The sequence below is a fragment of the Stenotrophomonas sp. 109824_Sma genome (assembly GCF_056480025.1).
Window position 1 is genome coordinate 3,844,006 of the sequence record NZ_CM151078.1, and the last position, 13,556, is coordinate 3,857,561.

The 13,556-nt window shown below is 67.6% G+C and carries 11 protein-coding genes and 1 tRNA gene; 11 read left to right on the forward strand and 1 reads right to left on the reverse strand.

The window, feature by feature from the left end; all coding sequences use genetic code 11:
* The first annotated feature begins 188 nt into the window (after positions 1-188).
* The 8 genes from fdnG (at position 189) to selD (ending at position 10,754) form a co-directional block, all read left to right on the forward strand.
* Entirely contained in the window at positions 189-3,257 is a 3,069-nt protein-coding gene (fdnG, locus tag ACZK1G_RS18030) for a formate dehydrogenase-N subunit alpha (protein ID WP_147416415.1), read from the forward strand.
* A gap of 10 nt (positions 3,258-3,267) precedes the next feature.
* Positions 3,268-4,185: a formate dehydrogenase subunit beta gene (gene fdxH / locus ACZK1G_RS18035; protein ID WP_012481154.1), complete on the forward strand. Its 918-nt coding sequence runs from the start codon at positions 3,268-3,270 to the stop codon at positions 4,183-4,185.
* Positions 4,182-4,829 (forward strand): formate dehydrogenase subunit gamma, encoded by a 648-nt coding sequence (locus ACZK1G_RS18040; RefSeq protein ID WP_014038337.1) that lies wholly within the window; start codon positions 4,182-4,184, stop codon positions 4,827-4,829. The genes fdxH and ACZK1G_RS18040 overlap by 4 nt, the downstream gene beginning before the upstream one ends.
* A 359-nt stretch (positions 4,830-5,188) precedes the next feature.
* Complete coding sequence (fdhE, locus tag ACZK1G_RS18045) at positions 5,189-6,172, forward strand: formate dehydrogenase accessory protein FdhE (protein WP_049446530.1); 984 nt, start codon at positions 5,189-5,191, stop codon at positions 6,170-6,172.
* Positions 6,173-6,175: 3 nt separating this feature from the next.
* A complete protein-coding gene (selA, locus tag ACZK1G_RS18050; protein WP_101766019.1) occupies positions 6,176-7,600 on the forward strand; it encodes an L-seryl-tRNA(Sec) selenium transferase in 1,425 nt (474 codons plus the stop codon).
* A complete protein-coding gene (gene selB, locus ACZK1G_RS18055) occupies positions 7,597-9,528 on the forward strand; it encodes a selenocysteine-specific translation elongation factor (RefSeq protein ID WP_101766444.1) in 1,932 nt (643 codons plus the stop codon). Before selA ends, selB begins: the two co-directional genes overlap by 4 nt.
* Before the next feature lie 24 nt (positions 9,529-9,552).
* Positions 9,553-9,648: transfer RNA gene (locus tag ACZK1G_RS18060), tRNA-Sec, on the forward strand.
* A gap of 26 nt (positions 9,649-9,674) precedes the next feature.
* Positions 9,675-10,754 carry a selenide, water dikinase SelD gene (selD, locus tag ACZK1G_RS18065; protein WP_101766020.1) on the forward strand — a complete coding sequence of 360 codons (1,080 nt, stop codon included), beginning with the start codon at positions 9,675-9,677 and terminating at the stop codon, positions 10,752-10,754.
* Positions 10,755-10,811: 57 nt separating this feature from the next.
* Here selD and ACZK1G_RS18070 read toward each other — a convergent pair whose 3' ends face one another.
* Positions 10,812-11,672 (reverse strand): YicC/YloC family endoribonuclease, encoded by an 861-nt coding sequence (locus ACZK1G_RS18070; protein ID WP_019661992.1) that lies wholly within the window; start codon positions 11,670-11,672, stop codon positions 10,812-10,814.
* A gap of 124 nt (positions 11,673-11,796) precedes the next feature.
* Here ACZK1G_RS18070 and rph point away from each other — a divergent pair, with 124 nt between their 5' ends.
* The 3 genes from rph to rdgB are packed head-to-tail and all read left to right on the forward strand — an operon-like array spanning position 11,797 to position 13,501.
* Positions 11,797-12,522 (forward strand): ribonuclease PH, encoded by a 726-nt coding sequence (gene rph, locus ACZK1G_RS18075; protein ID WP_101766021.1) that lies wholly within the window; start codon positions 11,797-11,799, stop codon positions 12,520-12,522.
* On the forward strand, positions 12,519-12,908 hold the full coding sequence (locus tag ACZK1G_RS18080) for a VOC family protein (RefSeq protein ID WP_032956062.1): 390 nt from the start codon (positions 12,519-12,521) through the stop codon (positions 12,906-12,908). The genes rph and ACZK1G_RS18080 overlap by 4 nt, the downstream gene beginning before the upstream one ends.
* Positions 12,905-13,501: an RdgB/HAM1 family non-canonical purine NTP pyrophosphatase gene (gene rdgB, locus ACZK1G_RS18085; RefSeq protein ID WP_049446541.1), complete on the forward strand. Its 597-nt coding sequence runs from the start codon at positions 12,905-12,907 to the stop codon at positions 13,499-13,501. The genes ACZK1G_RS18080 and rdgB overlap by 4 nt, the downstream gene beginning before the upstream one ends.
* Positions 13,502-13,556 lie beyond the last annotated feature (55 nt).

Genomic DNA, 13,556 nt, shown 5'->3' on the forward strand with positions numbered 1-13,556 from the left:
GAACCAGGCCCGGCAGACGCTTCCCCGGGGGGCGGGCACGCAACTTTACCAGAGCGGCCCGGTTGCGCGCCCGTCCGGCAGGCGCCGGGCCTTGTGCCACATGGGCATCCGGGGGCCTGTGCTATAACCGGGCCGTACCCAACGACAGCCCGGAGGCCTGCGCCTCCCCGCCATCCCAGGAGAACGGCATGCCATCGATGAGCCGCCGCCAGTTCCTGAAAGTGACCGGGACAACCCTGGTCGGCTCCAGCCTGGCATTGATGGGCTTCGCGCCCGGCATCGCGCTCGCGGAGGTCAGGCAGTACAAGCTGACCCGCGCGACCGAGACCCGCAACACCTGTACGTACTGTTCGGTGGCCTGCGGCATCCTGATGTACAGCCTCGGCGACGGTGCCAAGAATGCCGAGCCGAGCATCTTCCATATCGAGGGCGACCCGGACCACCCGGTCAACCGCGGCACGCTGTGCCCGAAGGGTGCCGGCCTGGCCGACATCATCCACAGCAAGTCGCGCCTGCTCTACCCCGAGTACCGCGCACCGGGCTCGAACGAGTGGAAGCGGCTGAGCTGGGACGATGCGCTGGACCGCATCGCGCGGCTGATGAAGGAAGACCGCGATGCCAACTTCGTGCAGAAGAACGAGGCCGGGCAGACGGTCAACCGCTGGCTGACCACCGGCATGCTGGCCGCCTCGGCCACCAGCAATGAAACCGCGGTGCTGACCCACAAGGTCGTGCGCTCCCTTGGCATGTTGGCATTCGACAACCAGGCACGTGTCTGACACGGCCCGACGGTGGCAGGTCTTGCCCCGACGCTAGGCCGTGGTGCGATGACGAATCACTGGGTCGACATCAAGAATGCCGACCTGATCCTGATCATGGGTGGCAATGCCGCCGAGGCGCATCCGTGCGGGTTCAAATGGGTGACCGAGGCCAAGGCACACAACAAGGCCCGGCTGATCGTGGTCGATCCGCGCTTCAACCGCTCGGCCGCCGTGGCCGACGTGTACGCGCCGATCCGTACCGGCACCGACATCGTGTTCCTGGGCGGCCTGATCAACTACCTGTTGACCGAGGACCGCATCCAGCACGAGTACGTGCTGAACTACACCGACATGTCGTTCCTGGTGAAGGACGAATTCGCCTTCAAGGACGGCCTGTATTCGGGCTACAACGAGGAGAAGCGCAGCTACGACCGCTCCAGCTGGGACTACGCGTACGGTGACGATGGCTTCGTGCGCAGCGACCCGACGCTGAAGGACCCGCGCTGCGTCTACAACCTGCTCAAGCAGCACTACGCGCGCTACACCGTGGAGATGGTCGAACGCATCTGCGGCACGCCGGCCAACAGCATCCGACAGGTGTGGGAGATGATCGCGTCCACCGCCGGCAAGGACAAGGCGATGACCATCCTGTACGCGCTGGGCTGGACGCAGCACTCGATCGGCGCACAGAACGTGCGCGCCGGCACCATGGTGCAGCTGCTGCTGGGCAACATCGGCGTGGCCGGTGGTGGCATGAACGCGCTGCGCGGGCATTCCAACATCCAGGGCCTGACCGACATCGGCCTGATGTCGGACCTGCTGCCCGGCTACCTGACCCTGCCGAAACAGGACGAGCAGGACTACGACGCCTACATCGCCAAGCGCACGCAGAAGCCGCTGCGCGCCAACCAGATGTCGTTCTGGCAGAACTACCCGAAGTTCCACGTCAGCCTGATGAAGTCGTGGTGGGGCGACGCCGCCACCGCCGACAACAACTGGTGCTTCGACCACCTGCCCAAGCTCGACAAGCCGTACGACATGCTGCAGGCGTACGAGCTGATGAACGAGGGGAAGATCCATGGCTACATCTGCCAGGGTTTCAACCCGCTGGCTTCGGCGCCGAACAAGGGCAAGCTGATCAGTGCGTTCTCCAAGCTGAAGTTCATGGTCAGCATGGACCCGCTGGAAACCGAGACGATTGCCTTCTGGCAGAACCATGGCGCGCTGAACGACGTCGACCCGAGCACGATCCAGACCGAAGTATTCCGCCTGCCGACCACCTCCTTCGCCGAGGAGAACGGCGCGGTGGTGAATTCCTCGCGCTGGCTGCAGTGGCACTGGAAGGGGGCCAATCCGCCGGGTGAAGCGCGCAGCGACATCGAGATCATGTCCGAGCTGTTCCATCGCATCAAGGCGATGTACGAGAAGGATGGCGGTGCATGGTGGGAGCCGGTGCGCGACCTGGCCTGGAAGTACTCCAACCCGGAACTGCCGACGCCGGAAGAACTGGCGATGGAATACAACGGCAAGGCGCTGGCCGACGTGTTCGATCCGAAGGACCCGACCAAGCTGGTGCGCAAGGCTGGCGAGCAGCTGGCCGCATTCGGCGACCTGCGCGACGACGGCAGCACGTCCTCCGGCTGCTGGATCTACATCGGCGCCTGGGGCCCGACCGGCAACATGATGGCGCGGCGTGACAACAGCGACCCCACCGGCATCGGCAACACGCTGGGCTGGGCCTGGGCGTGGCCGGCCAACCGCCGCGTGATGTACAACCGCGCGTCGTGCGACGTGGCTGGCCAACCATTCGATCCGCGCCGCACGCTGCTGGCCTGGAACGGCAAGAACTGGGGCAGCGTGGACGTGCCGGACTTCAAGGCCGACGAAGATCCCGCCGGCGGCATGGGCCCGTTCATCATGAATCCGGAAGGCATCGCCCGCTTCTTCGCCAAGGCCGGCATGGCCGAGGGACCGTTCCCGGAGCACTACGAACCGTTCGACACCCCGCTGCGCAGCAACCCGCTCAGCCCGGGGCAGGCACTGACGCTGAACAACCCGGCGGCACGCGTGTTCGCCAGCGATCGCGCACAGATCGGCTCCCCGGACGAGTTCCCGCATGTGGCCACCACCTACCGCCTGACCGAGCATTTCCACTTCTGGACCAAGCACGGCAAGCTCAACGCGATCATCCAGCCCGAGCAGTTCGTCGAGATCGGCGCGGCCCTGGCCGACGAGCTGGGCATCAACAACGGCAGCCGCGTGCGGGTCAGTTCCAAGCGCGGGCATATCGAAGCGGTGGCGATGGTGACCAAGCGCATCAAGGCCCTGCAGATCGATGGCCGGACCGTGCACCAGGTGGGCGTGCCGATCCACTGGGGCTTCCTGGGTGCGGCCAAGCCCGGATACATCGCCAATACGCTGACCAACGCCATCGGTGACGGCAACTCGCAGACCCCCGAATCGAAGTGCATCCTGGTCAAGGTCGAGAAGGTGTAGGAGACACGCCATGTCACTGCAATCCCTGGACATCATCCGCCGCTCGGCCACCACCACGCCCTCGCCGGAGGCGCGCGGTGCGCACACCGGCCAGGTCGCCAAGCTGATCGATGTGAGCAAGTGCATCGGCTGCAAGGCCTGCCAGGTCGCCTGCATGGAATGGAACGACCTGCGCGACGAGGTCGGCAGCTGCGTCGGCAGCTATGACAACCCGCCCGACCTGAGCGAACAGTCGTGGACGGTGATGAAGTTCCGCGAGTACGAGGACGAGAAGGGCAAGCTGGAGTGGCTGATCCGCAAGGAAGGCTGCATGCACTGCAGCGACCCGGGCTGCCTGAAGGCCTGCCCGTCGCCGGGCGCGATCATCCAGTACGCCAACGGCATCGTCGACTTCCAGGAAGAGAACTGCATCGGCTGCGGCTACTGCGTGACCGGCTGCCCGTTCGACGTGCCGCGCATCTCCAAGAAGGACCACAAGGCCTACAAGTGCACGCTGTGTTCGGACCGGGTGGCGGTGGGCCAGGAACCGGCCTGCGTGAAGACCTGCCCGACCGGTGCGATCACCTTCGGCAGCAAGCAGGCGATGACCGAGCATGCCGCCGGCCGCGTGGAGGACCTGAAATCGCGTGGCTACGAGAACGCCGGCCTGTATGACCCGCAGGGTGTGGGCGGCACCCACGTGATGTACGTGCTGCAGCATGTGGACAAGCCCGAGCTGTACGCCGACCTGCCCAAGGACCCGCGTATCAGCCCGATGGTGGAAGTCTGGAAGGGCGTGGCCAAGCCGCTGGGCGTGCTTGCAATTGCCGCTACCGCCTTCGCCGGCTTCCTGCATTACATCGGCATCGGCCGCAACACGGTCAATGACGAGGAAGAAGAGGAAGCCGAGCACGAGGCGAAGAAGATCGAAGAGGAGCAGCGGCCATGAAGTACGCCCCGCACCCGCGGCAGATCATCCGCTACCGCGCGCCGACCCGCATCAATCATTGGATCGTGGCGATCTGCTTCGTGCTGACGGCACTGTCCGGGTTGGCGTTGTTCCACCCTGCCCTGTTCCCGTTGACCCAGCTGTTCGGCGGCGGACCATGGACGCGCATCCTGCATCCGTTCATCGGCCTGGCCATGGTGGTGGGTTTTGCGCTGCTGGCTTTCCGTATGTGGCGCGACAATCTGCCGACCGCCGACGATGGCAAGTGGATGCGCGGCATGCGCGATGTGCTGCGCAACGAGGATGAGAAGCTGCCGCCGGTGGGCCGCTTCAATGCCGGCCAGAAACTGCTGTTCTGGGCCATCATTGGTTGCCTGTCGGCGCTGCTGCTGACCGGCTTCGTGATCTGGCGGCAGTACTTCAGCCACTTCTTCCCGATCGGGGTGATCCGCTTCTCGGTGCTCGCCCATGCGTTGTTCGGCTGGGTGCTGGTGTGCGCGATCGTGGTGCACATCTATGCAGCGATCTGGATCAAGGGCTCGGTGCGGGCGATGACCCAGGGCAAGGTGACCTACGGGTGGGCGTACAAGCACCACCGGCAGTGGTTCCGGGACATCCTGCGCGGACGGCGGGAACAGGGGTAGCGGCAGGGCCTGCGGCCCTGCACCCGCAGAAGCAACGTCAACGTCAACGTCAACGTCAAAGACAGGTCTCCTGCGAGATGGCGGGGTGGGTCCGGTTGCGGGGGACGCCGTAAACCCGTCCATGGGGGCTTGGCCGCGGCATCCATGCCGCGGACACCCCCGCAACCGGACCCACCCCGCCTTCGACAGTTTCCCGCTGCTGTTGGTGGGTGTCGACCTTGGTCGACACGATGAACACGGCAACAACCGAATCCGTTTTTTGTAGAGTCGAGCCATGCTCGACTGCTTTACCTGGAACACGCTGGACGCCAGCGACGACAACGGCGAGGATGGAGGCTGGTTCTTCTGGCTGGCCCTGCATGGCGCAACGCATCCTTGAACCCGGTGAGATCGAGACGCTAGCCTCGCGCGACGTGCCGCGCATCATCCTGCCCGATACCGAGTCGCTGTTCGCCGCGCGCGCGGACCGGCTGCGCAGCCTGGCGGGAAACAGCGCCATCGGCGGTTACCTGCAGCTGCTGGCGGCACTGGCCGATGCGCAGCAGGCGCTGCTGGAGGATCTGACACCGCAGCAGCGCGAGGAACTTCAGGCGCAGGCGCGGACGCAGCAGTCGAGTGCGGCGGCCGGCGCCGGCATGCCGTTGCGACCTGCCAATACGCTTCAGCTGGATGGGCGTTGGCGCGACTGGCTGCGCACGCTGTGCCGGCACTGCGCCGACGAGGCCAGGCTGCCGGCGGAAACCCGGCACGAACTCCTGCGCGTCGCCGCCGCCGAGGATGCCTGGTTGGATGCACAGGCCCACGCCGTGCTGGAACGCGATGACGCGCCCGCGGTCGACGCAGTCGCTGCGCTGCTGGTGATGAATGCATTGCAGGTGTACTGGACAGTGCTGGCGGCCAGCTTCCGCCCCACCGACCTGAAGCCGCTGGCCGATGCGCCGGGGCTATGCCCGCTGTGCGGCACGTTGCCGGTGACCAGCGTGGTGCAGGCTCGTCCGCCCTACGCCTCCTACCGCTACCTGTCGTGCTCGCTGTGCGCCTGCCAGTGGCACTACGTGCGCGTGCAGTGCAGCCAGTGTGGTGCCGCCGGCAAGGACATCGCCTACCGCGCCCTGGCCGATGCCGACGGCGATACCGGCCAGGCCGTGCGCGAGAGCGCGGTGCGCGCGGAAACCTGCGACCACTGCCACAGCTACCGCAAGATCCTGTATCTGGAAAAGGACCCGTCACTGGAACCGGTGGCTGATGACCTCGGCACACTGGCGCTGGACCTGCTGCTGGGCGAGGAAGGCTACGCGCGTGCCAGCCAGAATCCACTGCTGTGGCAATCCGACAGCGACTGACCGATGCCACGCACGCCCCGCACCCCGGCATCGGCCGCCGCCCTGCCTTCGCTGGACAAGCTGCTGCGCCTGCCGGCGCTGTCGGCACTGATCGAAGATCACGGTCGCAGCCGCGTCACCCTGCTGCTGCGTTCGCACCTGCAGGCGCTGCGTGAGCGCATCAGTGCCGCGCAGCTCTCGGCCGAGCAGTTGCATCAGGCCATTGAAGGCCCGGCTCTGGTCGCGGCGCTCGACGCCGCCCTTGCCGCCGATGCACGGCTGGACCTGCAGCCGATGTTCAACCTGACCGGCACCGTGCTGCATACCAATCTTGGCCGCGCGCTGTTGCCCGATGCTGCCGTGCAGGCGGTCACCCGCGCGATGACCGCGCCGGTCGATCTGGAATTCGACATCACCCGCGGCCGCCGCGGCGACCGCGATGCACGGGTCCAGGCGCTGGTCTGCGAGCTGACCGGCGCCGAAGCCGCCACCGTGGTCAACAACAATGCCGCGGCGGTGCTGCTGCTGCTCAACAGCCTGGCCAACCGCCGCGAGGTGGTGGTATCGCGCGGCGAACTGGTGGAGATCGGCGGTGCCTTCCGTATTCCCGATGTGATGCGCAGTGCCGGCGCGCGGCTGCTGGAAGTGGGTACCACCAACCGCACTCATCCGGCCGACTTCGCCCATGCCATCGGCGCGCGCACCGCACTGCTGATGGAAGTGCATGCCAGCAACTACGCGATCACCGGCTTCACCGCCAAGGTCGACACGGCGGCAATGGCTGCCATCGCGCACGACCATGGCCTGCCGTTGGTGGTGGACCTGGGCAGCGGCAGCCTGTGTGACCTGGCGGCATTCGGCCTGCCACACGAGCCGACCGTGCAGGAAACACTGGCGGCCGGCGCCGATCTGGTCTCATTCAGCGGCGACAAGCTGCTGGGCGGGCCTCAGGCCGGCATCATCGCCGGCCGCGCCGACCTGATTGCACGTATCAACCGCAACCCGCTCAAGCGCGCGCTGCGCATGGACAAGATGGGCCTGGCCGCGCTGGAAGCGGTGCTGGCGCTGTACCGCGAAGCGGAGCTGCTGGCGAAACGGCTGCCGACCCTGCGCACCCTGTCGCGCACGCAGGATGACATGGATGTGCAGGCCCAGCGCCTGCTGCCGCCGATGCGGTCCGCGCTCGCCGCCGACTACGGTCTTGAACGGGCATCGATGCACAGCCAGATCGGCAGCGGTGCACAGCCACAGGCGCAGCTGGCCAGTGCCGGGCTGCGCATCACCACTGCGCACCGTGGCGGACTGGATCGCCTGGCCAAGCGCTTGCGTCAGCTGCCGCGCCCCGTGCTGGGACGCATCGCCGATGACGCGCTGTGGCTGGACCTGCGCTGCCTGGAACCGGCCGACGAAGCGGACTTCCTCGCCCAATGGAGCACGCTGCAGGCATGATCGTCGGCACCGCCGGGCATATCGACCATGGCAAGACAAGCCTGGTGCGGGCACTGACCGGCATCGAAACCGATCGCCTGCAGGAAGAGCGCACGCGCGGCATATCGATCGAACTGGGCTATGCCTATGTCCCGGTGGAAAGCTCGGACGGCACAGGCCCCGCCGCGACGCTGGGTTTCGTCGATGTGCCGGGCCATGAGCGTTTCGTGCACACGATGGTGGCCGGCGCCACCGGCATCGATGTCGCCCTGCTGGTGATCGCCGCCGACGACGGCGTGATGCCGCAGACCCGCGAGCATCTGGCGATCCTGCAGTTGCTGGGCGTGGATCGCGGCGCGGTGGCGCTGACCAAGATCGACCGCGTGGACGCCGCGCGCATCGCCCGGGTCGAGATCGAGATCGCCGCGCTGCTGGCCGCGACGCCGCTGCAGGATTCCCCCGTATTCGCCTGCAACAGCACTTCAGCCGATGACGCAGGCATCAACGCCTTGCGCGCCCACCTGCACGCATGGGCCGCGGGCGATGCCAACGCGCGCCAGGCCACGCTACGCGGCGAGCTGTTCCGCATGCCGGTGGACCGCGTGTTCTCGTTGGCGGGCCACGGCACATTGGTGACCGGCGCGGTGCATGGCGGCGTCGCCACAGTGGGCGAGCACCTGCAACTGATGCCCGCCGCCACCGATGTCCGCGTGCGCAGCATCCACGCGCAGAACCAGCCCAGCGAACACGCCATGGCCGGGCAGCGCTGCGCGTTGAACCTGGCCGCCATCGCCCGCGACGAGATTCATCGTGGCGACTGGATTGCCGACCCGCGCGCGCTGCTGGCCACCACCCGCATCGATGTGCGCCTTCGGCTGTCCCCACGGGCAGCTCCACTGCGCGACTGGGCACCCCTGCACATCCATTGGGGCACGATGCACCGGCAGGCTCATGTGGTTCTGCTGGAGGACGACGATCACGGCAATGGGCAGCTCGTGCAGCTGGTGTTCGAGGCGCCGGTCTGTGCGATGTGTGGTGATCGCTTCATCGCCCGCGATTCCGCCGCGACCCACACGCTGGGCGGTGGCGTCGTGCTCGACCCGGACCCGCCACAGCGGCGTCGGCGCAGCCCGGCACGGCTCGCATGGCTTGGGGCGCTGGAGCAGCTGGCCGCAGGTGCGGGAATCGGCCCGCCGTTGCAGCAGGCTCCCTTCGGCATTGCGATGGCCGCGTTGCAGCGTTACTGCCGGCGCGCCGCCGGTCAGATCGATCTGCCTGCGGACGCACAGCGTATCGTCACCCGCGATGACACGGTGATCATCCTCGCCTCGCACTGGCAGGCATTGCGCGAGCAGGTGATTGCCTCGCTGCGCGACTGGCACGAGCGACGCCCGGACGAACCCGGTGTCGACAGCGGCCGCCTGCAGCGCAGCACCCTGCCCGCACTGGCGAGCAACCTGTGGAATGCCCTGCTGCAGGACCTGCTGGCCGATGGCACGCTGCAGCGCGTGGGCGCCTGGTGGCGCCTGCCCGGCCATGACCATGCGCCACCGGAGCGCGAACGTCTTCTGCTGGAACGTGTGCTTCCGCAGCTGCACGCCGGTGGTTTCGATCCGCCGTGGGTGCGCACCCTGGCCGCCGACTTCGGCCTGGCCGAAGACGAGGTCCGCGCGATCCTGCGCCGGGCCGCAGCCCGCGGCGACCTGTTCCAGGTGGTGCCTGACCTGTTCTATGCACCGGCCCGCATCACCGAGCTCGCCGCGATCGTCGCGCAGCTGTCACAGGCCACCGGCACGGTGGATGCGGCGGCCTTCCGCGATGCCATCGGCCTGGGCCGCAAACGCAGCATCCAGATCTTGGAGTTCTTCAATCGCGTTGGCTACACTCGACGCGTCGGTGACCAGCATCGTCCGCGCGGCGACCTGCAGTGGAACGCAGCGCGCGACTGAGCCCACCGGTACCGCCGTACTTTCGGAAGGCATGCGCATCCGGGCATGCGGCTGGGCTTCAAACCCAGTAGGGGGCGTCGATCGTTCCCTGGTAGGTTCGACTCCTGCTGCCTTCCGCCATTCGTGTTTCCGCAGGAGATGTCGGCATGGCCACGCACGCGCAGTCCCCCGCTCCTTCAACGGCCGATGCCCCGCAACGACTGACCTCGCTGGCCCACGGTGGCGGCTGCGGCTGCAAGATCGCCCCGGGCGTGCTTTCCGAACTGCTGCGCGGCGTTCCAGCGCTTCCGGCACCGGCCGAACTGCTGGTCGGCCGTGAGACCAGCGACGACGCGGCGGTGTACCGCCTCGATGACCGACAGGCGATCGTCGCCACCACCGATTTCTTCATGCCGATCGTCGACGATCCGTTCGACTTCGGCCGCATCGCCGCCACCAATGCCTTGTCGGACCTGTACGCGATGGGCGCACGCCCGCTGTTCGCACTGGCCATCGTCGGCATGCCGATCAATACGCTGCCGCAGGACACCATCCGCGGCATCCTGCAGGGCGGCGAACGCGCCTGCGCCGATGCCGGCATCGTGGTGGCTGGTGGCCACAGCATCGATTCGGTGGAACCCATCTACGGCCTGGCCGCGATCGGCGTGCTCGATCCGCAGCGGCTCAAGCGCAATGCCGATGCCCGCGCCGGCGATGTGCTGGTGCTGGGCAAGCCGCTGGGCGTGGGCGTGTATTCGTCGGCGTTGAAGAAGGAAGTGCTGGACACCGACGGCTACCGGCAGATGATCGAGTCGACCACCCGCCTGAACAGCGTGGGCGTGCCCCTTGCCGCGCTGGAGGGCGTGCATGCGATGACCGACGTCACCGGCTTCGGCCTGCTCGGCCACCTGCTGGAAGTGTGCCGCGCCAGTGGTGTCGCTGCCGAGGTGGACAGTGCACAGGTGCCGCTGCTGCCACAGGCGCTGGACCTGCTGCAACGCGGCTGCGTGACTGGCGCCTCGAACCGCAACTGGGCCTCGTATGGCGCCGAGGTGCGCTTCGACGAGGGCTTGGCCGCCCACTGGCAGCCGCTGCTGACCGACCCGCAGACCAGCGGCGGCCTGCTGGTGTCCTGTGCCCCGGAAGCGGTGGATGCGGTGCTGGCCTGCTTCCACGACGCCGGGTTCGGCCAGGCGGCCGTGGTGGGGCGTTTGGGCGAAGGAGCGCCGGGCGTCAGCGTGCGCTGATGCACTGAAACGACAAGGGCGCCCGAAGGCGCCCTTGCTGTATCGCTGGATGCAACATCACTCGATGTTCTGCACCTGTTCGCGGATCTGGTCGATCAGCACCTTCAGCTCCACCGCGGCATTGGACGTACGGCTGTCCACCGACTTCGACCCCAGCGTATTGGCTTCGCGGTTGAACTCCTGCAGCAGGAAGTCCAGGCGGCGGCCGACCGGCTCGCGTTGCTTGAGCACGCGGCGGATCTCGACGATGTGGCTGCCGAGGCGGTCCAGCTCTTCATCCACGTCCAGCTTCTGCAGCCACAGCACCAGCTCCTGCTCGGCGCGGCCGGGGTCGACCGGGTGCGGCAGGTCAGCCAGGCGTGCGGCCAGCTTGGCGCGCTGGCCGTCGCGAATGGCCGGAATCAAGGTGCGCACTTCGGTAGCGATGCGTTCGATACCGTCCACGCGTTCGCTGATGGCAGCCGACAACTTGCCGCCTTCGCGCTCACGGGCCTCGACGAAGCCGTCCAGCACCTGGTCCAGCAGGGCCAGTGCCTCGACCTGCAGGGCGGCGGCGTCGGTCGCCTCGCCACGGGTCACGCCCGGCAGCTGCAGCAGGTCGGTGAAGCTGACCTGCAGGTTGGGGAAATCGGAGGTCAGGCGGTGCGCCAGGCGCCCCAGCTGGCCCAGCAGGGCCTCGTCGACCTGCAGGTTGGCCGCCGCTTCCGGCGCGCGCAGGCGCATCACCAGATCCAGCTTGCCGCGGCTCAGGCGCGCGGCGATACGCTCGCGCAGCTGCGGTTCGAGCGCCCGCAGTTCCTCGGGCAGGCGGGTGCCGACCTCCAGGAAGCGGTGGTTGACCGAGCGCAGCTCGCAGCCCAGCGTGCCCCACGGGGTGACCCGCTCGCCGCCGGCGTAGGCGGTCATGCTTCGAATCATGGATTGTGTCCGGTGCGTGCAAAGGGGGAATGGTACCCTAGCGCCCTCACCAGAGCCCCCTTGCCCGCCCCGTGAAGGCCGCGGGCGTGGCGGCGTACTCCCTCGCCATTACGGAACCCGCACCATGTCCGATTCCCGCCCCAGCGGCCGCCAGCCCGACCAGCTCCGCCCGGTCGTCATCCAACGCGGCTTCACCCGCCACGCCGAAGGTTCGGTACTGGTCTGCTTCGGTGAAACCCGCGTGCTGTGCACCGCCAGCGTCGAGAACCGCGTGCCGGGCTTCCTGCGCGGCAAGGGCGAAGGCTGGGTGACCGCCGAGTACGGCATGCTGCCGCGCGCCACCCACACCCGCAGCGACCGCGAAGCGGCCCGTGGCAAGCAGGGCGGCCGCACGCTGGAGATCCAGCGCCTGATCGGCCGCAGCCTGCGTGCCTGCGTGGACCGCAACGCGCTGGGCGAGCGCACCATCACCCTCGACTGCGACGTACTGCAGGCCGACGGTGGCACCCGCACCGCCGCCATCACCGGCGCCTACGTGGCCCTGGTCGATGCGGTGAACGTGCTGATGAAGCGTGGCGACATCAAGCGCAACCCGATCCTGGGCGCAGTGGCCGCCGTGTCGGTGGGCGTGTACCGCAGCACCCCGGTGCTGGACCTGGACTACGCCGAAGACAGCGACTGCGACACCGACATGAACGTGGTGATGAACGACGGTGGTGGCTTCATCGAACTGCAGGGCACCGCCGAAGGCCATGCCTTCCGTCGCGACGAGCTGGACGCGCTGCTGGGTCTGGCCGAAAAGGGCGTGCGCGAACTGCTGGACGCACAGCAGGCGGCGCTGTCGGCATGAACCGGCGCATCGCCCTGACCACCCTGGTGGTAGCCGACTATGACGAAGCCATCGCCTGGTACACCGGAAAGCTCGGCTTCGCGCTGCTGGAGGACATCGACCAGGGCCACAAGCGCTGGGTGGTGGTGGGGCCGACCGACGGCAGCGCTGCCGCCCTGCTGCTGGCCCGTGCCAGCGACGAGGAACAGCGCAGCCGCATCGGCAACCAGACCGGTGGCCGCGTCGCCTTCTTCCTCAACACCGACGACTTCCACCGCGACCACGCGGCGATGCTGGCCGCCGGGGTCGAGTTCCTGGAAGCGCCGCGCGAAGAACCCTATGCAACGGTCGCGGTGTTCCGCGACCTGTATGGCAACACCTGGGACCTGCTGGAGCCCCGTCAATGAAGAAACTGGTACTGGCCAGCCACAATGCCGGCAAGCTGGTGGAGATGCAGGAGATCCTCGCCGACCTGCCGCTGCAGATCACCTCGGCCGCCGAGCTGGGCCTGGGCGACGTGGAAGAGACCGGCCTGACCTTCGTCGAGAACGCGCTGCTGAAGGCGCGCGCGGCCTGCGAAGCGACCGGCCTGCCGGCGCTGGCCGATGATTCGGGCCTGATCGTCGATGCCCTCGGCGGTGCACCGGGCCTGTACAGCGCGCGTTATGCCGGCCACCCGACCAACGCCGCAGCCAACAATGCCAAGCTGCTGGAAGCGATGGCCGACATTCCCGATGGCCAGCGCGGCGCCCGCTTCTATGCGGTGATCGTGCTGCTGCGCCACGCCACCGACCCGCAGCCTCTGATCTGCGAAGGCCGCTGGGAAGGGCAGATCATCCGCGAACTGCGCGGCACGAATGGTTTCGGCTACAACCCGGTGTTCCTGGACACCACCCACGGCCTGACCGCCGCGGAGATGGAGCCGGCCCTGAAGAACGCCATCAGCCACCGTGCCATTGCCCTGCAGCAGCTCAAGCAGCAGCTGGCGACGCTGTACTGACGCCACCCGATCGAACCAGGGAAGCCGGCCAGCGGCCGGCACTACCGAAGAAGCC

Excerpts from the sequence above, each read along its gene's own strand:
- fdxH (WP_012481154.1), top strand. The coding sequence starts at position 3,268 with ATGTCACTGCAATCCCTGGACATCATCCGCCGCTCGGCCACCACCACG.
- ACZK1G_RS18040 (WP_014038337.1), top strand. The coding sequence starts at position 4,182 with ATGAAGTACGCCCCGCACCCGCGGCAGATCATCCGCTACCGCGCGCCG.
- fdhE (WP_049446530.1), top strand. The coding sequence starts at position 5,189 with ATGGCGCAACGCATCCTTGAACCCGGTGAGATCGAGACGCTAGCCTCG.
- selA (WP_101766019.1), top strand. The coding sequence starts at position 6,176 with ATGCCACGCACGCCCCGCACCCCGGCATCGGCCGCCGCCCTGCCTTCG.
- selB (WP_101766444.1), top strand. The coding sequence starts at position 7,597 with ATGATCGTCGGCACCGCCGGGCATATCGACCATGGCAAGACAAGCCTG.
- selD (WP_101766020.1), top strand. The coding sequence starts at position 9,675 with ATGGCCACGCACGCGCAGTCCCCCGCTCCTTCAACGGCCGATGCCCCG.
- ACZK1G_RS18070 (WP_019661992.1), bottom strand. The coding sequence starts at position 11,672 with ATGATTCGAAGCATGACCGCCTACGCCGGCGGCGAGCGGGTCACCCCG.
- rph (WP_101766021.1), top strand. The coding sequence starts at position 11,797 with ATGTCCGATTCCCGCCCCAGCGGCCGCCAGCCCGACCAGCTCCGCCCG.
- ACZK1G_RS18080 (WP_032956062.1), top strand. The coding sequence starts at position 12,519 with ATGAACCGGCGCATCGCCCTGACCACCCTGGTGGTAGCCGACTATGAC.
- rdgB (WP_049446541.1), top strand. The coding sequence starts at position 12,905 with ATGAAGAAACTGGTACTGGCCAGCCACAATGCCGGCAAGCTGGTGGAG.